Annotated in this window: 17 protein-coding genes; 9 read left to right on the forward strand and 8 right to left on the reverse strand. The window is 49.6% G+C overall.

The genetic code is table 11. The features are described 5' to 3' along the window. Positions 1–151: 151 nt before the first annotated feature. Complete coding sequence (locus BFC17_RS14840) at positions 152–781, forward strand: YiaD family glycine zipper/OmpA-like lipoprotein (RefSeq protein ID WP_070177282.1); 630 nt, start codon at positions 152–154, stop codon at positions 779–781. Between the two features lie 18 nt (positions 782–799). Here the strand turns inward: BFC17_RS14840 and BFC17_RS14845 are convergent, their stop codons facing one another. Next, positions 800–1,282, reverse strand: a complete 483-nt coding sequence (locus BFC17_RS14845; RefSeq protein WP_070177283.1) for a nuclear transport factor 2 family protein — start codon at positions 1,280–1,282, stop codon at positions 800–802. Positions 1,283–1,493: 211 nt separating this feature from the next. Between BFC17_RS14845 and BFC17_RS14850 the strand changes: the two genes are divergently transcribed. From BFC17_RS14850 to BFC17_RS14865, 4 genes are all read left to right on the forward strand, one after another. Beyond that, positions 1,494–3,113, forward strand: a complete 1,620-nt coding sequence (locus tag BFC17_RS14850; protein ID WP_070177284.1) for a methyl-accepting chemotaxis protein — start codon at positions 1,494–1,496, stop codon at positions 3,111–3,113. A gap of 102 nt (positions 3,114–3,215) precedes the next feature. Then, positions 3,216–4,340: a hypothetical protein gene (locus BFC17_RS14855; protein WP_070177285.1), complete on the forward strand. Its 1,125-nt coding sequence runs from the start codon at positions 3,216–3,218 to the stop codon at positions 4,338–4,340. 9 nt (positions 4,341–4,349) lie between these two features. Continuing rightward, a complete protein-coding gene (locus BFC17_RS14860) occupies positions 4,350–4,751 on the forward strand; it encodes a type 2 periplasmic-binding domain-containing protein (protein ID WP_070177286.1) in 402 nt (133 codons plus the stop codon). A 122-nt stretch (positions 4,752–4,873) separates the two neighbouring features. Next, positions 4,874–5,443, forward strand: a complete 570-nt coding sequence (locus BFC17_RS14865) for a YceB family lipoprotein (protein ID WP_070177287.1) — start codon at positions 4,874–4,876, stop codon at positions 5,441–5,443. A gap of 1 nt (position 5,444) precedes the next feature. Here the strand turns inward: BFC17_RS14865 and BFC17_RS14870 are convergent, their stop codons facing one another. Continuing rightward, positions 5,445–7,112, reverse strand: coding sequence for a methyl-accepting chemotaxis protein (locus BFC17_RS14870; RefSeq protein ID WP_070177288.1), 1,668 nt, complete (start codon positions 7,110–7,112; stop codon positions 5,445–5,447). Positions 7,113–7,477: 365 nt separating this feature from the next. Here BFC17_RS14870 and BFC17_RS14875 point away from each other — a divergent pair, with 365 nt between their 5' ends. The 4 genes from BFC17_RS14875 to BFC17_RS14890 all read left to right on the forward strand — a co-directional run bounded on the left by BFC17_RS14875 (position 7,478) and on the right by BFC17_RS14890 (position 14,060). Next, positions 7,478–7,936, forward strand: coding sequence for a GNAT family N-acetyltransferase (locus BFC17_RS14875; RefSeq protein ID WP_070177289.1), 459 nt, complete (start codon positions 7,478–7,480; stop codon positions 7,934–7,936). Positions 7,937–7,949: 13 nt separating this feature from the next. Next, positions 7,950–9,728 (forward strand): tetratricopeptide repeat-containing sulfotransferase family protein, encoded by a 1,779-nt coding sequence (locus tag BFC17_RS14880; protein ID WP_070177290.1) that lies wholly within the window; start codon positions 7,950–7,952, stop codon positions 9,726–9,728. 237 nt (positions 9,729–9,965) lie between these two features. Next, entirely contained in the window at positions 9,966–13,079 is a 3,114-nt protein-coding gene (locus BFC17_RS14885; RefSeq protein ID WP_070177291.1) for a TonB-dependent receptor domain-containing protein, read from the forward strand. A 273-nt stretch (positions 13,080–13,352) separates the two neighbouring features. Then, positions 13,353–14,060 (forward strand): outer membrane beta-barrel protein, encoded by a 708-nt coding sequence (locus BFC17_RS14890; protein WP_070177292.1) that lies wholly within the window; start codon positions 13,353–13,355, stop codon positions 14,058–14,060. 56 nt (positions 14,061–14,116) lie between these two features. Here BFC17_RS14890 and BFC17_RS14895 read toward each other — a convergent pair whose 3' ends face one another. Genes BFC17_RS14895 through BFC17_RS14920 form a run of 6 tightly spaced genes read right to left on the reverse strand, consistent with a single transcriptional unit; the run spans position 14,117 to position 21,758 of the window. Further along, positions 14,117–14,926, reverse strand: coding sequence for an adenine nucleotide alpha hydrolase family protein (locus BFC17_RS14895; RefSeq protein ID WP_070177293.1), 810 nt, complete (start codon positions 14,924–14,926; stop codon positions 14,117–14,119). Beyond that, complete coding sequence (locus tag BFC17_RS14900) at positions 14,923–16,185, reverse strand: electron transfer flavoprotein subunit alpha/FixB family protein (protein ID WP_070177294.1); 1,263 nt, start codon at positions 16,183–16,185, stop codon at positions 14,923–14,925. Before BFC17_RS14900 ends, BFC17_RS14895 begins: the two co-directional genes overlap by 4 nt. Position 16,186: 1 nt before the next feature. After that, the gene (locus tag BFC17_RS14905; RefSeq protein WP_070177295.1) at positions 16,187–18,091 is read right to left on the reverse strand and encodes a (Fe-S)-binding protein; all 1,905 of its coding nucleotides are present in this window, start codon (positions 18,089–18,091) and stop codon (positions 16,187–16,189) included. A 40-nt stretch (positions 18,092–18,131) separates the two neighbouring features. After that, the gene (locus BFC17_RS14910; RefSeq protein ID WP_070177296.1) at positions 18,132–20,192 is read right to left on the reverse strand and encodes an NADH:flavin oxidoreductase; all 2,061 of its coding nucleotides are present in this window, start codon (positions 20,190–20,192) and stop codon (positions 18,132–18,134) included. 52 nt (positions 20,193–20,244) lie between these two features. After that, positions 20,245–20,775 carry a 4-vinyl reductase gene (locus tag BFC17_RS14915; protein ID WP_070177297.1) on the reverse strand — a complete coding sequence of 177 codons (531 nt, stop codon included), beginning with the start codon at positions 20,773–20,775 and terminating at the stop codon, positions 20,245–20,247. 2 nt (positions 20,776–20,777) lie between these two features. Then, positions 20,778–21,758, reverse strand: coding sequence for a dipeptidase (locus BFC17_RS14920; protein WP_070177298.1), 981 nt, complete (start codon positions 21,756–21,758; stop codon positions 20,778–20,780). Positions 21,759–21,847: the final 89 nt, after the last annotated feature.

Below are 21,847 nucleotides of genomic sequence, written 5' to 3' on the forward strand. Positions count from 1 at the left end.
CTAATTCCTTGCTCTGTTTGTCTGGTTAAACACCGCTACAAGCCTTATACAATGGTATGTTCACCTTCTATTCATGTATCCGGGATTATGGTTGGAATAGGTTTTGCTCCAATGATAATGAAATAGTATTTGTAGATTATTCGAGGATAATATGAAAAAGCTGTTATTAGTATGCGCCGTTTCCGCCGCCATTGGCCTGACAGGTTGTGCCAATAGCAATAATACCCAGCGAGGTGCCGCTATTGGTGCTGTGGCTGGTGCCATTTTAGGTAAAGCGACCGGTGACCACGACAAAAGCCGTTACGCCTGGGGCGCTGTGGTTGGCGCAATCGCCGGGGGCGCTATTGGTAACTACATGGACAAGCAGGAAGAAGCCCTGCGCGAAGAGCTTGCGGATACCGGTGTTGATGTGGTTCGCGAAGGCGATACGCTGCATCTGATTATGCCTGGTGATATTACGTTTGCTACTAATTCTGCCGCGATTAGTCCTAATTTTAATCCGGTGCTGCAGGATGTCGCGCTGGTGTTAAACGAATACGAAAAAACCGTACTGATGATCAAAGGTCATACCGACGATACCGGGGCTGAAGATTACAACCAGACGCTATCTGAACGACGGGCCAATGCGGTTAAAAATTTGCTGGTTTCGTTTAATGTTAACAGCCAGCGTATTACCACTGTGGGGTTAGGTGAATACGAACCAAAAGTGGCAAACACCTCAGCGGAGAACCGCCAGCAAAATCGCCGGGTAGAACTTTCGATTCAGCCCATTTCCAACTGAGCTGGTCAACCAGGCCCGTTATTCAACGGGCTTTTTATTGCCTGCACTAAAGGTTTTTATCTGGCTGGTAAGCGTTTTTGCCAGTTCGTTGGGAATAGGAATAGTCAGGTGATACTGCGTAAACTTCCAGCCACCTTCAGTTTTAATCAGTACCCCGGTACCCCGGGTCAGACCCAGTGAGGCGTTATCGAGCAGCTCATCAAACCACGCGACATCCTTGTTGGGCGAAAAGTAAATGTGACGCTCCCTGGATTTATACGTCCAGCCAGAACCTCGATCAAAAACCGGTTTTGCATAGTTCTTAAATTCTTCCAGTGTCCAGGTTTCAGACGCATCGGTGCCAATAAATATGGCTTCCTCGTCATACTGCGCAAAATAACTGGCATAGTTTGCCTGTGCAGCAAACTTGTGTAAGTTACTGATTACATTATCAACAGCTTCTTTCTCTGTGGCTAATGCTGAATGGCAAAGCAGCCCTACTAGACAAATTAACCAACGCATAATGTCTCCTTTGTTGTGTTTTTGCTCACAATCATGACCTCTTTGAGCAAGATCATATAAGACGCTGTTTTCAATATAAACGCCGTGCTGTTTTCAATATAAACGCCGTGTTGTTTACTTGCAAATAAGGGGATGTCGACTACTTTTCATTGTATAGATGCGGCGATTTTGGCTGTCTTGTTGTATTTAATTCTCTGGAGCTATAGCGTTGATGAACTTACTTTTGCGGCTGACTGTCGGGCAAAAAATTCTCCTTATCCCGATTATTGGTACCCTCAGTTTTGCTATTTTTGTGATTATCAACAGTGTTGTTTCTGCACAAAATGCCACTGAGCTTGAGACCGCCCAAAACGTTGATTTTCCCGCTCTGCAATTAAGTACCTCAGCGTTAACCAATATGGAAAAAGTCCGTGACATTCTGGCCTCTTCGGTGACTACCGGTGACATTGATGCGGTAGACACAGCCAGACAGAAAGCCGACGTGGTGAGAGCCGACCTAACCTCCATAAGCCGGATTGCACCGGAATTATCCGGCAATATAAATACGATTCTTAATACCTTTAATGCCTACAGTGAAATGGCATTATCGCTGACCAGTTCAATCCTGGACAATACTGCCGACTTTGCCACCCTTGGTGGCCAGCTTGAAACCATGAATAGCCGCTACGGTGAGGCGATAAATCAGCTCAACGGATTTAAAAGTAGCCGGCAGCAAACTTTTGAAAAAGCCTTTGAACAATACAACAACGCCCAGGATTTCCTGTTTTGGCTGGGGCTTTTAATGGGTGTGTTAACCACGCTGGTGTTATTTGGTACGGCTATCCCGGTTACTAAAACCATTACCGGCAATTTAACCCGGGTGGTTAAATCCTTGCGCGACATTGCTGAGGAAGACGGCGATCTGACCATTCGTATTCAGACTAACGCGCAGGATGAAGTGGGCGATTTGGTTAAATACTTCAACCGCTTTATGGAAAAACTCCAACGCGTGGTTAAAGACATTGTTGATACCACCCTGCCCCTGTCTGATCTTGCTCAGAACCTGAATCAGCTCACCGACACGACCAATCAGAATATTAGTCAGCAACAGGGGGCGGCCGTCCATGCCAAGCAGGCTGTTGATAACATGAATCACTCGGTGATTGCCGTGGCCGAGAGTGCTGCAGAAGCTGCCAGAGCGGCAGATGAAGCTTCATCTGCGTCTAATAACGGTCAGCAGGTGGTAAACAGTACGGTCACTAATATTCAGGCCTTAGCCCAGAATGTGGAAGAAACGGCCGAAGTGATCAGAAAGCTCGAAAATGACTCTAATCAGGTAGGCGTGGTGCTCGATGTTATTAAAGGCATTGCTGAACAAACAAACTTACTGGCACTTAATGCGGCCATCGAGGCGGCGCGGGCCGGTGAGCAGGGCCGCGGCTTTGCGGTTGTGGCCGATGAAGTGCGTACCCTGGCCTCCAGAACCCAACAATCAACAGAACAAATTCAACAAACTATCGAACGTTTACAAACCGCTGCTCATCAGGCTGTTTCGGTGATGTCCAGCGGCACGTCGCAGGCTGAAGGTAGCGTGACCGAGGCCAACAAGGCCGGTGACAGCCTGGTGGTCATTGCCGACACCATTAGCCGAATTAGTGCCATGAATGGCCAGATTGCCAGCTCGACGGACGATCAGCAGGCAGTTGCACGGCAAATCGTTGGTTTTGTGGATGAGATATATGCCCGCACGGATGAAACCTCTCAGAATTCAGACCGACTCGCCTCAGCCAGCACGGAACTGGCTGGACTAGCTAAAAACCTCGAAAGTATCGCCAGACAGTTCAGGGTCTGATGAGGTTTAAGCGACTTTAAACCCCGGGGATAACGGGGGCAGATAAAAACGAAGCGCCGCCGGCAGGCGGCTTACTGAGTTACTATTAATCCGGAAAAAACTATGAATAAACCAATTCTTGCAGCGGCTACGGCGCTGGCAACCTTGCCTTTTAGTGTTAGCGCTGATATCAATTTTAGTGGATTTGCTACTATCGCCGGCGGCATGGCGACTGATAGCGATGTTGTGATTCGAAATTATGAAGACAACTTCGATTTTAAAGAAGGCTCATTCTTTGCGTTACAGGCGTATTCAGACTTAACCGAGGGGTTGAGTGCAACAGTACAAATCCGGGCACGTGGCCGGGACGACTGGGAGCCAGAATTTACCTGGGCCTATCTGGCTTATGAGGTTAAGCCGGGCTGGCGTGTGCAAATGGGCCGTCAGCGTATTCCAATGTACCTCTATTCAGATTATCTCGATGTGTCCTATGCCTATCATTGGATAGCGCCACCGACTGAAGTCTACCGTGCACCGTTTGATTCTATAGATGGGATATCCACCATACATGACTTCAGCCTGGGTAACGCAGACGTGAACCTGAGGCTGTATTATGGTAAGGAAGACTTTGAGTCAGGTGGCTTTGCATTTGAACTGGATGATATTGTTAGCGCTGTTGCCAGTGTAAACTATGGCTGGTGGACCTTCAGAACCAGTTATTTGTATTTTAATTTTAGCGGTACCTTAGGCCTTGAGCCTTTGGTAGAAGCCTGGTATCAGACCCCGTTTCCATTTGTGGGTGATGATTTAAATATTGAAGATGATGCCCATCACGGGTTTGAAGTGGGTATTCGCTATGATGATCAGGACTGGCTGTTTATCGCCGAATATATTCCTTCAAAAATTGATCACACTATTATTGGCGATTACGGCTCATGGATGGTATCAGCAGGTAAACGTTTCGCTGACGGGAAGTACATGGTTCATGCTACAGTGGGTGAAGAAACCAACCAACCTTATTCATCACTGGACCAGGTTCCTTATGGGCTCGATCCTGGATTGGATGCATTGATTGATGCTACTCAGGGAGCTCTGGATGGCAGGGACTACGATATTCCTTTTTACAGTGTAGGTTTGCGCTATGATTTTCACCCATCCGCGGCATTTAAAGCAGAATATACTCATTCAGAAGATCCCAGTGGCCAGAAAGGTGGCGTTTTTCAACTAGCTGTAGTCACTGTTTTCTAGGAGACAACCATGAAATTTAACGTAAAAACATGGTCGATTTTGGTATGCATTCTTTCAGTATTTGCTTTTTCGAGTCAGGCAGAAGTTGCTGTTGTGGTGAATTCAGGGTTTAGTGGTTCACTGGATAAGGATGCGGTAGCGCAAATTTATCTGGGTAAAAACAAATCCTTAACGCCATACATGCAAAAAGGCAGTGCTGCAGGTGAATTTGTAGATAAAGTACTTTCACGTAATGCTTCTCAGTATAAAGCTTACTGGGCCAAGTTGGCTTTCACTGGTGGCGGTCGTCCGCCTAAAGAGCTGGGCAACGATGCCGAGGTCATAAGCACCGTAAGCGGAAGTGCTGATGCCATTGGTTTTGTCGATGCGGCAGCGGTTAATGATTCGGTGAAGGTGCTATTTACCCTGTAGTCCGGAGAATTGACAGATAGAAGGAAAAGGCCCGCCAACGAGCGGGCCTTTAACCATAAAAAGCGCTTTGTTTCGTTGTTTTGGTATAGGATTAACCGGGTTGAAACTCATCCGGTACCTGCATGTTATTAAGACGCTTTATTCTTGCTACGCTGCTTGGCCTAATCTGCGCCTGTAGCACCCTTTCTTCCATTGCCTCCTATACAGTCACCGAGCATGACATTGAGCAAGGTTTGTTAGAACACCTCGACCAGCTAAGTCAGAAAACCTCCGTCGCGGGCATACCGGTTATGCTGAGTGTGTCATCGCTGAAGGTGGTGGTAGGACCGGATAATCGTTCAGTGGTTGCGCTGCAGGCCGACGCTATTGCCAGTGTGTCAGTGTTTGGATTGCGTTACCCGGCTAAGGTCAAACTGGGGATGGAAGGTGAGCCGTATTACAACCAGCAGGAAAAAGCCCTGTATGTACGCTCGCTCACCCTGACCCGCAGTGAAATTGATGCGGCGGGTTTTAAAGGCAACCTTACTCCGCTGGCAGACCATTATATGGGATTGTTTAACAGTTATCTGGCTACCCAACCGGTTTATGAGGTGGATAACGCCAAAGGCGGTCTGGCATGGCTCAGTAACGTCCCTTTAAAACTGGACATCGTGCCGGGCAAAATTATATTTGCACCGCGTTTCGAAGAGTAGATTAAATAACAAACTGATTCATCAGGTTACGCAAGGCCTGCATCTGGTCGGCCAGCTTATCAGCAGTCTGCTGACTCTCTTCTGAACGTTCAACTATATTCTGTAGCGTTGCTACCAAGTCACGTACATGGAGTTGTAACTGGTCGCCTAACGCTACCTGACTCGCCGTTTCTGCTGCTGTGGAATCACTCATAGCGTTAATGGTTGCCAATGCGGTATTTACCTGGCTAAGGGCTTGTTGTGTTTGTTGGGTCACCTGACTGGCCTGCACACTTTTGGCGCTGCTTACGGTCATCGTTTCTACCGCATTGGCCGCCGATTGCTCAAGGCGCGTGATGGTTTGACTAATGACTTCGGTGCTGCCCTGGGTTCGTTGCGCCAGTTCGCGGACTTCATCGGCTACCACCGCAAAACCCCTGCCCTGTTCGCCGGCGCGGGCCGCTTCAATCGCAGCATTTAAGGCCAACAGATTGGTCTGATCGGCAATACCGTTTATCACCGCCAGTACTTTACCGATTTCCACTACGTCTTTTTGTAGCGTGGCAATTTGCTCGGCAGACACGGATATTTCAGACTCCAGGCCACTCATCACCTGGACGGTTTCATCGATAGAGCGATTGGCTTCATCGCAATGGCTTTTCACCTGGCTTGCCGCATTAGCGGTTTGTGTGGCATTGGTCGCAATTTCTCTGGCTGAGGTGACCAAATCGCCAACAAAGCCTGACACCGTGTGGCTGCTTTGCTGGCCCTTTCGCAGTTGTGCACCGGCGTGCTTGGTGTCGCTACTGATGGCTGTGGTTGACTGATAGGCGGATTCGCTTTGTGACGCTACCTGACTGATTAACTGATGGATGCGTGAAGCAAAGCCGTTAAAGTTACGCGCCAGCCCGCTGACTTCGTCGTTACCACCGTCGTTAACACGCTGGGTCAGATCACCATCACCCTGGGTGAGTTCGTGAAATGAATTACTCAACGATAGCAGACGCTGCAGGATCCCACGGGAAATTAGAAACGATGTACCAACCGCAATCAGTAATACCGCTACCGTAATCACCAGGGTCAGAATAAAAGTGTCCTGGCGCGCTTCGCTGGCTTCTTCTCTTAAGGTACTGATGTAATTATCGATATCATCAATGTAAAAGCCGGCACCAATGACAAGATCCCAGGCCGGAATGTAGCGAACATAGGACAGTTTGGGCAGTGGCGTACTCTCGCCCAGACGGGGGAAATAATAAACGTAATAGCCACCATTGGCTTGTTTACCGGTGGCAACCAGGTCGCGCACAATGTACTGAGACTTTTTATCCTGAAGATCCCAGAAGTTCTCTCCCAGGCCGGTGTCACTACTACCCAGCAGGTGTCGTATGCCCTGACTGTCGTAACCAAAAAAGTAGCCGTTGTCGCCAAATTGCTGTTGGCGTAAACGAGCCAGCCCCTCTGCACGGTTGGCGGGATCTGTCGTTAGGTCGCTTACCGATGAGAGGGCCAGGTCGATGTAGTGCCTGAGTTCCTGGTGTTTAACATCCAGTAGTTGCTCGCGGGTTTCCTTCAGTTGCGATTCAACCAGTGATTCCGCTTCATAGTTGTTTAAAAACAGTAGAAAAACACTGAGAAACAGAACCGGAAGAATTGCCAGCGCACGAAGTTTGTTTTTTATTGTTAACTGCATAGCAACTACTTTTTGTTAGTTTTATCAATGGTCTTGTGCAGACGCCATTTTGTGACAGTCAACCTGAATTACGCGTGGCGGGCTACAGTACTTTTGTACTATGGCAGGCCAGGTGACTGTTTTTAAACAAGCAATCAAGGAATATCAGAGCCTGCAAATTAAAAAAACACAGAAGAGCAGTTTTATCAGTAGAACAGGGGAACGTCTGATTACATTCTGTAGCAGACACCTAGCGATTGAAACTTTAGAATTTGTGTGATTTTTCTGTTGTCACAGCGCTGATTAAGGCCTTTATTAACAGCTGCTCATTGCAATGAGTCCGGGGATCAGCAATCATCTCTGCCAGTATTGTCGCGGAGGTCTTTATGCTTAACTGGTGTTCCTTACCTTTCTCCCAACTCACCACCGACCAGCTATACGAATTACTCAAGTTACGCACCGACGTATTTGTTGTGGAGCAGAACTGCCCTTATCCTGAACTGGATGACAAAGATCGTATCGATGGGGTTTATCACCTGTTGGGAACCAGTAGCAAAAAGCTTGTCGCCTATGCCAGGTTATTGCCTCCAGGCGTCAGCTTTACACAGGTTAGTATTGGCCGGGTCGCAGTAGCCGGACACTCCAGAGGTAAAGGATACGGGCAGCTGCTTATCAGCAAAGCGCTAGAAGAATGTCAGCGACTATGGCCGGATGCTGATATTCAGATCGGCGCACAGGTCTATCTTGAAAAGGTATATCAGCAGTTTGGATTTGTCCGGCATTCGCAAGACTATCTCGAAGACGGCATTCCTCATGTTGATATGATGCTTACAAAAAATAACTGAAGGTGATTGTTTGATGCAGCTATCTTCTCCCCGGCAGGTATTATCACAAGCAAATCAGCTGGTCGCGGTGGGTCAGTTTGCCGAGGCGATTAAACTGTTATACCCGGCGGTTAAGCAATTTCCGGATTTTTTTCAGGGCTGGTTGCTATTTAGTCGCTGTTTATTCGAAACCGGACATCTGCGCGAAGCGGTGCAGATAGCACAACATGCCGATAAGATCGATCCTGCCAAAGCCGATTTCCAACGTATTCAGCGTTGTATGCAGCAGCGTCAGTACAAAGATGCAGCCGGATTGGCGACAAACATTCTGAAGCAGTTTACTGCGCACCCCAAAGCGATGTTTACGCTGGCCAGCGTAGCACTTGCCAATGACGATCCTGAACAAAGTATTTCTGTACTGGCTCCGGCGATAACCCAGCTGCCGGCCAATGTCACCCTGCGTAAACTACTCTGCGACAGTTATCTAGCTTGCGGGCAATACGCCGAGGCTATTAGCCATGCCACCTGGCTGGCCCGTCTCGATGAATGCTTTGATACTCTGTGGTGGTTAATTGGCATGTTATTCAGATATGGCCAGTATGAGCCATTGCTGGAGCGTTGTGAGCAGGCTGAGGCTCTGGCTGGTGGCGACCAGGCAAAACTGAGTCAGGTGGCTTTAATGCGCGGGCAGGCCCTGCGTATACTGGGGCGGCGTGAACAGAGCGTCAGCTGCCTGCAAGCTTCACTTAAGGCCGACCCAACCAATGGCGATGCCTGGTGGGCACTGGCTGACTTTAAAGACTATGAGGTTACCCGAACAGAACAGCAACAGCTTGAGCGTTTGCTACACAGTAACGTAGCGGCTCGCTCGCGGTGTCCGGCAGCCTTTGCGCTGGCAAAATTCAGTGAAGCTGGCAATGAGCCGCTAGCTTCCATAGCGCTGTATCATAAGGCTAATCAGCTTAAAGAGACACAGCATTACTCTATTGATGCCATGGTCAGGGAATGTGAGTCGCTTAAACAATCTTACACTCAACAAGCCCTGGCTGTGCAGGCCGACACCACTAGCAGCCAGAATGTCCCGGTATTTATTGTTGGCTTGCCGCGTTCAGGTTCTACATTGGTAGAGCAGATGCTGGCCAGTCATGCTCAGATAGAAGGCACTCTGGAACAACCAACACTTGCCGCGGTTGAACGGGCAGCTCAGCGTTATTGTCGTCGCCGGTTTGGCGGTGGATTATTGCCAAACCTGGCATCACTTACGTCTGCAGAACTGGGTTTATTGGGTCAGGCTTATCTGGATAACGGCGCGTTATTTCGCCCTGAAGGATGTGCCTGGTTTACCGATAAACAGCCTTTTAACTTTCGCCATATCGGCTTTATTCATAAAATCCTGCCCCGTGCGGTGATCATCGATGTTCGCCGCAACCCCATGGATTGCGGTGTTAGTCTTTATAAACAGTATTTTCATGCCGGGGTTGAGTTTAGCTACCAGCTTGACCATATCGGCCAGGCCTACAAAGCCTACGCTTCTCTTATGGATCACTGGCATAGCGTGCTGTCAGGCAAGGTGCTGCAGGTTGACTATGAAGCCCTGGTAGCGCAACCAGAGGCGCAAATCCGGCGCATCCTGCACCATATCGGACTGCAATTTGACCCTGAGTGCCTGAATTTTCACCGCAACCAACGAGCTATTCATACCGCCAGCAGTGAGCAGGTTCGTCAACCGGTTAATGACAAAGGAATTGATATCTGGCGGCCCGTCGAAGCTGAATTGCAGCCTTTACAGCAGAGCCTGATGTCAAAGCAATAGTGGCTATTCTCGCTCCTCACGTAACGCGCAAAAATTCGCTGGCGCGCTAATCAATTGACTCTACCTGGTGCATCCTTGCGCTATTTTGGTGCTATATTTTTACGGTAATGGTCGGGTTGCCCAAAAAAAACCTGTCTGACCAAGCATGTTACGTTGGTACAATATCTGCTGTAACACCTGAGAAAAATCATATTTTTTAGACTAACAAACATAATAATAATCCGATGAGGAAACACTATGGGTACAAAAAAATTCGAGTTGAGCAATAAACGCTCAGCCGTATCAATATGCATTGCTGCGGCATTGGGGTTAGGTTATGCAGGGAATTTGCAGGCCCAGGAGACAGAAGAAAAATTAGCCGATGTTGAAGTCATCAACATCACTGGTTCGAGAATTCCGACTGACCCCAACGTATTGTCATCTGTACCGGTTCAGTCACTGGACAGTAAAGACATTTCAATGTCTGGTGAGCTTAACCTGGCAGACATCGTTGCCGACATTCCGGCGCTGATTTCATCGACCACCGCAGAAAATACCACTACCGGTGCTAATGCCCTGAACCTGCGTGGTTTGGGCACAGAAAGAACCTTAACTCTGGTTAACGGTCGTCGCCATGTGGCAGGTTTTCGAGGCTCTTCAGCCGTGGATGTGGGCACTATTCCCCGTGCACTGGTTGAGCGAGTTGAAGTAACCACAGGTGGTGCGTCAGCGGTTTACGGTGCCGACGCGGTAACCGGTGTGGTTAACTTTATCTTAAAAGACGATTTTGAAGGCGTTGAGATTAACGCCACAGGCGCATTGCCACAGGATTCAGGCGGTGATTCTTTTGCTGTTGACGGTGCCTTTGGTCAAAACTTTGACGACGACAAAGGCAATATCGTACTCACCCTGTCTTACGAAACCGAACAAGAACTGCTGCAGGGCGATCGTGACTGGTCCCGTAATAATGGCTTGTCTACAGTTGTTCCTACTGCACCAGGCGAATCAACCCGTATGCTGGCCAGTGATGTACGCTACTGGTTAACGTCTAACGAGGGCTCTATTGCGCCAACATTTGGTGGCCGTGATGTGCTGTATGTCGATATTAACGGTAATGGTATTCCTGACTGTCAGGAGTCTGAAGGTGGACGTACCGGTTACCTGGCCGGTTGCTGGATCACCAACCCGGACGGTTCTGTCAGAGTAAACAGTGACGGTCCGCTTTACAGCACGCTGTTAAGTAGTGGCGGCGACGGTGCCAAGTTTAATTTTGACAATGACACCCTGATGCCGAATACCGATAAATTTATCGTGAACCTCAATGGTAACTATCAAATTACCGATGAATTAAACGTATTTTTTGAAGCTAAATATGTCAGAGCCGATACCGAATATTATTCAGAATATGACTCGTACTACGACACGCTGTTTATCTTGCCGGACAACCCTTATATCCCTGAGCAATTGCTGCCGGTAGTAGATCAAACCGGTGGTCTGCTAATTACTCAGGATGCCATTGCCTGGGATGATGACTACACCAACTATGTTCGTGAAACCAAGCGTTTTGTAGGTGGATTTACCTGGGATTATGCCTATGACCACTCCTTAGAATTTGCCATTAACCATGGTTCATTCTCAAACGAAACCACCTATTCTGAGCAGTATATCGACAGAATCTTCGCTGCCATGGATGCCACAACTGATGCCAACGGTAACACCGTTTGTCGTTCTGATCTGGATCCTACCGCAGCTTATGAGATCGATTACTTTGCCTTTAACGAAAATTACGCCAACGGCAATTTCTACAGCGATCGTTATTACACCTTTACGCCGGGTGATGGCCAGTGTGCGCCGTTAAATCCGTTTGGTCTGGATGCACTGAGTGATGAAGCGAAAGACTTTATTACTGCCCGTATGCAGGACAAGCTTGAAATCGAACAAACCGTTGTGTCATTAACCGCAGTAGGCCAGTTTGAATTCCTCGAAGGCTTTTTGGATGGCCCGCTGGGCTACGCTGCCGGTGTGGAATATCGTGAAGAATCCAGTGACAATTACCTGGATCCGCTGGCATTAGGTATTTTACCAGAAGGCACTTCCTATACTCCTGGTGTGCTGGTGAGCGAAGTATCGCCGTGGCTTAATTTCCTGACGGGCATCGATAACGCCCAGCAGTTTAACACCGGCGGTGAATACGACGTAACCGATACCTTCTTAGAAGTTCGTTTACCTATCTTCATGGACCGTGAGTTCGCCTACGAATTTACGCTGGATGGTGCGGTACGGTTGGCTAAATACTCTACTCTGGGTACAACCACAACCTGGAAAGTCGGTTTTAACTACAGCCCTATTGAAGAAATTAACTTCCGCGGAACCTTGTCTGAAGCGGTTCGTGCGCCGAATATTTCAGAGCTGTTTGACCCGCAGTTACCGCAAACCTATAACCTGAGTATTGACTCTTGTGATCAGACAAACGTTTTCTCAGGCTCAGAAAACCGCGTAGATAACTGTATTGCTAACTTACAAGGCGCTGGCGTGCCACTGGAAGATATTGTTGATGAAAGCGGTAACTATATCTGGATTAACCCGCTTACCGCGCGCTTTAGTGGTACCACCGGGGGTAACCCGAAACTGGATGTGGAAACAGCCAAAACGGTTACCCTTGGGGCGGTTTATCGTTCCAGCTTTATTGAAGGCTTAATCGTGAGTGTGGATTACTGGAGCGTGGAAATCGAAGATGCGATTTCTGGTGTTTCTGGTACCAACGTACTTAACGGTTGTTTAGATTCTGCGTCTTATCCTGATGTGCCTTTCTGTGGAGAGTTTGAACGTCGTGCCGATGGTGGCTTAAGCGACTTGTCGACTATTGAAACTAACTTCGCCAAAACCGAAGCCGAAGGTTTCGACGTGTCGGTTAATTACACCTTTAATGTGGCCGAAAACGACTTTGGTATCAGTCTGGTAGGCACCCGTCAGAAAACGCTGGACCGCTACTATAACCCTAATGATCCAACCGATGTTGACGTGGTACTGGAAGAAATTCGCGTGCCAAAAACAGCGGGTAGTTTAGAGTTAAGCTGGAGCCGCGATGCTATCAGCGTAGCGCTGCAAACCACTTACCAAAGCCGACAGGCCTACCGTGAGGTAGAAGAGTCGCTGGGTATTAACGGTTACTCAAAACTGTTTGCAGATGGTGGTTTCTACGGCACTACCGTTATCCACGATATCAATGCCAACTACGAAATCGACGAAACACTGTCGGTCTTTGGTGGTATCAACAATATTGCGGATGAATCGCCGTTTGCAACTGAAACTGCATGGCCTGTGGGACCACGTGGTCGCACCTTCTTCGTGGGTGTAAATTACTCCATGTAATCCTTTAACTGCAGCACGGGGTTAAAATCCCGGGTCGTGCAGAGCAAACAAAAAGGCTGGTTATTGAGATAACCGGCCTTTTTTATGCCACCAGCGTTTGCGTTACTTACCGCTTATCGGGTTATGTTGCTAACTTATTGCGTTTGTAATAATAAATTACAATATAAATCATAATCTTATCATTTCTCTCGATTATACTCCGCTGTGATTTTGCCTCGCCGTATTCGTCAAAGAATATGGATTCTTTTAATTGGTTGTAAGGAAAACACCAACATGAAAAAAACAGTTCTGGCCTCTGTTGTTTTACTTTCTGCGAGTCAGGTTGTTGCTCAGGAACAAGCATTGAATCCGCAGTTTAACTACGTTGAAGCGGGCTATACGCAGTACGATATTGACGGTATCGACGACATTAAACCCGCCGGATTGATTGTTAAGGCGGCTAAACAGTTTGATGAGGTGTATATTGCGGCTTCATATTTGCGCGCAACCGACGACACTTCCGAATACTATTCTGAACATGGCAGCAATTTCGACCTCATTGTGACTAGTGACCTTGAGGTTACAGCTACTCAGTACGAGCTGGGTGCTGGTTATATCTGGGATGTTGCGGATAACGCCACGCTAGATATCTTTCTTGGGGTAGGCAATCTGGATTTAGAAGCAGAAGTTGATGCTTTTGTTGATGTGACTTACATTGAATTTGATGGCAGTGTGGTTAACGAAAACTACAATGACAGCTCATCAGACTCCGCTGACGCTAATTACTACAGGGTTTTGGCTCGCTATACCATCGCTATGGATGATTTTGTGCTAAAAGCGACGGCAGGAGCTGAGCGCGGCGATGATTCGGATAGCGACACCGAATTTATGTATGGTCTGGAAGCCGGTTACTTTGTCACGCCGGAATTTTCGGTAAATGCTAGTTACTCAGGAACATCAGACTACGCTTTGGCCTCAGTAACAGCGCGTTATCACTTCTGATTACCAGCTCCTGAACACCAGAGCTAAGCTGCCAGCAAGTCTGGCAGCTTAATCGCTTAGAGTACTTTTTCTTCTTTAAGCAGCTTTAGAATGGCTTCAGCGGCTTTATCCACTTCGTAGATTTTCTCGCCGCCACTGCTTTGTACTTTTGCCGTAGCGGCTTTAAAACGCTCTGCCGCGGTTTTGGCTTTAACCACTTTTAAACGCTTCGGACGCTTGCGGGCCGGCTCGGTTTTCCATGCTGTTTGGGCCTCGTCAGCGACAGTGTCAATTGATGAAACCGTATTAATCACACCGCGTCTGGCCGCGCCAAAAGAAGATTGTCTTGGTATTGCCGCTGCCATACCTACCGAAGCTACAAATGGCAGCTGGGTTTTGATTTTGCGGCGCTGACCTCGTGGTAAGCTTTGCATCACTTCAGCCACTCCCGCCGCCATATCAATGCTCAGAATGTCACAGATGTTGGGCACGAATGGTATGGCTAACTTCTCGGCCAGCAGGTAAGGCAGAAAACCAGAGGATTCGCCTACTTCACTACGAGTACCGGTAAGCAGTATGTGCGGTTGCCCATCGCCAGCATTGGCAAGGTAACTGGCCAGTGCTTCGGCTGCATCACTGTCGGCTGAGGTAGGGATCACATCAATAGAGGGAATGCCCATACCCAGATAGTCTTTCAGCACGGTGAGGTTTTGCGCGTCAGCGGTATCGCCGGCGTGCAGCGCTTTCATCGAAGCCGGGGCAAACTGTAGCATCACTTCCAGCGCCCGGGCGTCCTCTTCGGCGCGGCGTGGGCGTGCTGAAAGCGGGTGCTGACCTACAGAAAGTAACGTGGTAATCGCTATGTCTTTAGATGAGTTGGCGGTCATGCTACGGCTTCCTGTGGGTGAAATTCGGCGCTGCTCTGGTTGCTAAGCGTTTCAATGAGTGCAGTCAGGATGGCATCACTGTCGGCAATAATGCTTAAGTCTGCGCGTTTCACCATGTCACAGCTGTCGTCGGTGTTTATAGCGATAACTTTGTCGCATTGCCCGATGCCCTGCATATGCTGGATAGCGCCGGAGATGCCAACGGCAATATAAACCCGGGCGGTTACCCATTTACCGGTTGCGCCCACCTGACGTTCGCGGGGCATAAAACCGTCATCCACCGCAACCCGGCTGGCACCTTCGGTGGCACCAAGCAAGCGTGCTGCTTCGTGGAAGCGATCCCAGTCTTCGATGCCGTTGCCGCCAGACAGGATAAAGTTAGCTTCGGTGAGGTCTATGTCGTTGGGGTTAACCTGCGCCTTACCGAGATCTTCAATGCGGGAAGCACTGAGAGTGATGGCATCAGCGCTTAGTGCTAAGCACTCGTGTTTGCTCTCATCAATCTGATCGGCGCATTGCTCCAGGGCAATAATGACTTTAGACAGCGGTCGCGTAATGTCGGTTTTGCCCGCCGCGCCGCGGCAGATCAACTGCGTACCATCCAGCTTCCATACGCTGGTGGCAGGACGTTCTGCCAGGTTTGCAGCAACGCGACGACCGGTGTCTGCACCGCCCAGCACTGTGTCCGGAAAGCACAGATGAATAAAGTCATACTGTGCGGTCAGGGCGCAAATCTGCGCTGCCCGTTGTTCCGGCTGGTAGTCATCACTTTCAGCAGGCAGAACGATCAGGCGATCCACTCCGGCTAGCTGATAACTTTCAATACGGGCTGCTTCCGGCGCTGCGCTGCTAAATATAATGGCTGCTACTGCAGTGCTGGCTGCGTTGTCTGCTGCTGCCTTTAACTGCTGGGCCAGGCCCAGTAAGTCTTTATCGTGTTCGCTTAAGCGCCCTTCCGGCGCATCAAGCACTACGGCCACATACTGGCTGGCATTTTCTACCACATACAGCGGCAGCGAAACTTCAGCCTGGCCTTTGTGCGCGCCAGCGCCCGCCATCGTGGCCAGGCTGTTGCCCAGCCGGTCGATACGTTTTATGCCATTGGGGCCAATAAAGCCGATATCGTGAGGGCGTTTACGTACTAATCCTGATGGACCAATCTCATCACCACCATTTACACCCATCAGCACTGCACTGTGCTCCGGGTGAAGGCGGTTACGGGCGATCCACTCTAAACGGCGATTACGTCGAATAACCATCTTAATGGGCCTCCTCAAACACAGTGGCGTCGAGCATAAGCTCTGCCACATCCTTAATGTCTGGCCGTGGCGCCACAACACCTTCAAACATGGCGTTACATTGTGGACAGGCAACTGCTACGGTACCCGCGTTAATCTCTTTTGCGTCGGCAATACGCATATCCGGGATACGCTGTTCGCCGGGGATATCGGTGATTGGCGCGCCGCCACCACCGCCGCAGCAGCGTGAACGACGTTGACTGCGTTCCATTTCTTTTACACTGATGCCCATTGATTCCAGCAAGTAGCGCGGTGCATCAAACTCGCCGTTATAGCGGCCCAGGTAACACGGGTCGTGATAGGTCACATCACCCAGGCTGGTACTATTCAGTTTCAGTTTGCTTTGCTGCACTAGTTCGGCCAGGAACTGGGTGTGATGGTACACACTGTAGTGGCCACCAAAGTCCGGATATTCGTTTTTCAGGCTGTGGAACACGTGGGGGTCCGTGGTCACAATATGTTTAAACTGGTATTTCGACAGGGTAGCGATATTGTCCTTTGTTAAACGCTGGAAGGTCGCTTCGTCGCCCAGACGGCGCGCCGCATCACCCACATCGCATTCCTGATTACCAATGACCGCAAAATCCACACTGGCTGCGCGTAATAACGCTACGGTAGCACGCAGCGTGCGCTGGTTGCGTAAATCAAAGGCGGCATCACCCATCCATAACAGCACGTCAGCCTGCTGGGTATCTTCACCAAATACTTTTAAGTTTTGGTCGGCAGCCCAGTCCATACGGCTGTCAGGCGCATAACCATTAGGGTTGTCGGTGGTTTTAAGGTTTTCCAGTAACTCCGCGCTCTTACCCGGGGTATTGCCTTTTTCGAGGGTTTGATGACGGCGCATATCAACAATGGCATCCACGTGCTCAATCATCATCGGGCATTCTTCCACACAGGCGCGGCAGGTGGTGCACGACCAGATAGTATTGGCCGGTACCAGGGTATCGACGATAGGAATAATCGCTCCGCCCTTGTAGGTGCCGGTAACGCCAGGGTACGGACTACCGGCAAACTTAGCGGTATCACCACCAGCCATGCCCACAACCATATCCTGAATCAGCTTTTTCGGGTTCAGCGGTTGTCCTGCAGCAAAGGCCGGACAGGCTTTTTCGCAGCGACCGCATTCTACGCAGGCATCAAAACTTAACAGCTGGTTCCATTTAAAGTCTTCGGGCTTTTCCACGCCCAGAGAATCTTTGTCCAGATCCAGCGCTTTTAAACCGGTAGAACGACCACCACCAAAACGTTCCTGCCGACGGTGTAAGCCAAGATGCAGCGCGCCAGCAAAGGCGTGCTTCATCGGGCCGCCCCAGGTGATACCGAAATACATTTCACTGAAGCCCCAGAACACGCCGACAGATAACAGCGCAATCATCAGGTAACTACCAGTGTAATCCGGCAATAACCCGGTGGCCGGCAGCGCCAGCAGTAAAAAGGTGGTGGAGTAAATTAGCAGGCTGTAAGGCAGGCGTGACCACTTGCCTTTTGACAGGTTCGCCGGCGGATTGATTCGGCGTTTAAATACAAATACCGCACCCACCAGCATCAGCGCGCTGGAAAATAGCATTAACCAGTTAAGCACCGCGCCCTTAATGCCAAACAAATACACAATAATCACCAGCACCGAGGTCAGCACAAAGCCGCCCGCTGTGGCAACGTGGGTATTGGAGATATATTTGTCTCTGGCTACTACATGGTGCAAGTCCACCAGATAGCGCTTGGGAATTTGCAGTAAGCCCTTCCAGTGTACAGTCGATGACTGACCCTGACGCCACAGACGAATGCGGCGCATCGCGCCTATTACACCCAGTGTAATAAGCGTGATACCCAGCCAAAAGATGATTTGCGATAAATAATCAGCCATGTTCACAGCCATTCCGTTACAGCAAGCAGAGAGGTTCTACTTAAAAGTCTTTACATAAACGCAGGGCATCATAGATGGCTGCATGTGTGTTGCGTTGAGCTACGCAGTCGCCGATGCGATACAGCAGATAGCCGCCTTCGTTATCGCTAAGCGCTGGTTGCGGTTTCGCATCGTAAAGGGCTTCAATATCGATCTGACCTTTATTTTTCGAATCGCTCTTAAGCTGGTAATACAGCACTTCATCAGGGCGTGTACCGTTCTCGATAACGATCTGATCCACCACACGCTCTTCTTTCTGGCCGGTGTACTCGTTTTCCAGTACGGCAATCAGGTTGCTGTCTTCGCGATACACTTTTTCCAGCATCAGATCGGAGGTCATGATGACTTCCTGCTCATACAGGCTACGGTAGTAAGTAGGGAATGTGGTTCCGCCTACGGCTGCACCCGGCTTGATATCGTCAGTGACGATTTCGACCTTGGCACCGGTTTGGGCAAGGAAGTCGGCCACGGATAAACCGCTGAATTCGCAAATAGTGTCGTAAACCAGTACGTTTTTACCCGGTGCAACTTCACCATTGAGGACGTCCCAGGAACTGACGACCAGGCCGTCATCAGCACCCCACTCAGGATTTTGCGAAATAAACGGCTTAGCGCCGGTGGCCAGGATAACAACATCCGGGTTTAAGCCTCGGATCATGGCCTCGTCGGCCTCGGTGTTGAATTTAATATCCACTTCCAGACGGGCCAGTTCCAGTGCGTACCAACGGGTAATCCCGGCAATCTGGTCGCGCTGAGGTGCTTTAGCGGCAATGGTAATCTGGCCGCCAAGCTCACTGTTCTTTTCAATCAGGGTAACGTTATGACCGCGCTCGGCACAGACGCGTGCTGATTCCATCCCTGCCGGGCCACCACCAATGATCACCACGTTGCGAATAACGCCGGTGGTTTTCTCGATAATGTGCGGCATGGTGGATTCACGCGAGGTCGCAGCATTTTGGATACACAGTACGTCAAGGCCCTGATACTGGCGGTCGATGCAGTAGTTAGCGCCCACACACTGACGGATCTGGTCAGTCTGGCCCAACTTAATTTTGGCAATTAAATGGGGGTCGGCAATGTGTGCGCGGGTCATCCCCACAAAGTCTACATAGCCGCTTTCCAGAATACGCTGAGCCTGGTTAGGATCCTTGATATTCTGCGCGTGCATTACTGGCACGCTAACCACTTCCTTGATACCCGCCGCTAAGTGCAGGAAAGGCTCTGGCGGATAGCTCATGTTAGGAATAACGTTAGCCAGGGTGTTGTGGGTGTCGCAGCCGGAGCCAACTACAGAGAAAAAGTCGACCAGGCCGGTTTCGTTGTAATAGGCCGCAATGGCTTTCATATCTTCGTGGTTCAGACCATCAGCGTGGAATTCATCGCCGGTAATACGCATACCCACAACAAAGTCAGGACCCACTTCTTCGCGCACGGCTTTGAGCACTTCCATACCAAAACGCATACGGTTTTCAAAGCTGCCGCCCCACTCGTCGGTACGTTTGTTTACGCGCGGGCTCCAAAACTGATCGATTAAGTGCTGGTGGACACAAGACAGTTCTACGCCGTCCAGACCACCGGCTTTAGCGCGTCCGGCAGCTTTGGCAAAGTCGTCAATGATGCGGGTAATTTCTTCCACTTCAATGGTTTTACAGGTAGCACGGTGAACCGGCTCGCGAATACCGCTCGGGCTTAATAAAGTTGTCCAGTTGTCACCATCCCACCGTGAGCGACGACCCATGTGGGTAATCTGAATCATGATCTTGCCACCATGCTTGTGGACAGCATCGGCTAAATTCTGAAAATGCGGGATAATGCGATCGGTAGATAAGTTAACCGATTTCCACCAGCCTTGGGGGCTGTCGATAGAGACCACGCTCGAGCCGCCACAAATACAAAGCCCACAGCCACCTTTGGCTTTCTCTTCGTAATATTTTACATAGCGCTCTGTGGTCATCCCACCTTCGGTGGCGTACACCTCAGCATGGGCAGTACTGACTACCCGGTTTCTGATGGTGAGATTGTTAATCTTTAAAGGCTTAAATAATGCGTCAAACTGCGCCATGGTGTTCTCTCAATAGATCCGGGTATTCAAATTAATTAAGGTGTCACCCGCGTTACAGCGGGGTGACTTCGAAAATGCCGTAGTCGCAGCCTTCTTCGGCAGCGCACTGAGTTTGTTCGGCTTTGGTTTTAACGCTGTAGCCAAGGCTTTCAGCAACCTGGTCCATGGCACCGGCAAACCAGCCAGTGAACATGTAATCCACTTTGCGGTTAACCTGACCGTACTGGTAAACAAACGCAGAATGTTCAAGGCGTACGCGGGCAGTACCGGCTTCGATATCCAGTTCTTCAATAATGAAGAAACCCCAGCCGCGCTGTGACAAACGCTTCATGTAGTGTTCAAATACGGCAACGCCGCTGATGCCGTGTTCTTCGGCTTCTTTTTCACACCAGTAATAAGCAGACTTGTAGCCGGCTTTATATAGAATCTCGGCGTATTTCTCGGCACCCAGAGCTTCTTCAACCGCCATGTGGTTGTTTACAAAGAAGTGGCGCGGCACGTACAGCATGGGCAGTGCATCGGTAGTCCAGACGCCGGTTTCGTCGTCGACCTGGATTGGCATTTCAGGGCTGTGATATGACATGATTATTCTCCCCACACGGTTTTCAGTACATTTACCCAGTTCTCACCCATTACCTTTCTGATTTTTTCTTCAGACCAGCCATGTTTAACCATGCAGGCGGTAAGGTTGGGGAATTCACCAATGGTGCGAATACCCAGTGGGTTTACAATTTTTCCAAAGTTGGTCAGGTTGCGGGCATAGCCTTTGTCGTGCGTCAGCATGTCAAAGAACGCTTTGTCGTGACCCTGCGTAAAGTCGGTACCGATACCTACGCAGTCTTCGCCGGCGATATCGATAACGTAGTCAATGGCTTCCACATAATCATCAACCGTTGAGTCGATGCCTTTCTTCAGGAACGGCGCAAACATAGTGACGCCGATAAAGCCGTTGCGATCGGCAATAAACTTGAGTTCTTCGTCAGATTTATTGCGCGGGTGTTCTTTCAGGCCTGACGGCAGGCAGTGTGAGTAGCACACCGGTGCGGTAGAGGCTTCGATAACTTCGATAGAGGTTTGCGGGCCAACGTGGCTGAGATCACACATAATGCCAACACGGTTCATCTCGGCAACGATTTCGCGACCAAAGCCGGATAAGCCGCCGTCACGCTCGTAGCAACCGGTGCCGACGAGGTTTTGCGTGTTGTAGGCCATTTGCACAATACCGACACCGAGCTTTTTAAAGATTTCGACATAGCCAATCTGGTCTTCAAAAGCGTTGGCGTTCTGGAAACCCAGAATGATGCCGGTTTTACCTTCGGCTTTTGCCTTGGCGATATCTGAGGTTTTGGTTACCGGGATGATCAGGTCGTTGTTTTCTTCAAAGAACTGGTTCATTTCGACAATGTTGTCGATGGTTCCTTTAAAGCCTTCCCACACGGAAACCGTGCAATTCGCAGCCGTCAGGCCGCCTTTCTTCATATCTAAAAACAGATCGCGGTTCCATTTTGCGATAACCAGACCATCAAAAATGATGGCGTTATCGTGCAGCGCTTTAGCGTCTAGCATGGGGGGCTTCCTCTACAAGTGTGATCAAATAAAAGGTCTATCGAAGAGCCAGTCTAGCACCGGGAAAAGCGGCAATTAGAATCAATACG

It is taken from the genome of Marisediminitalea lipolytica, from assembly GCF_001758465.1.
GTDB lineage: Bacteria > Pseudomonadota > Gammaproteobacteria > Enterobacterales > Alteromonadaceae > Alteromonas > Alteromonas lipolytica.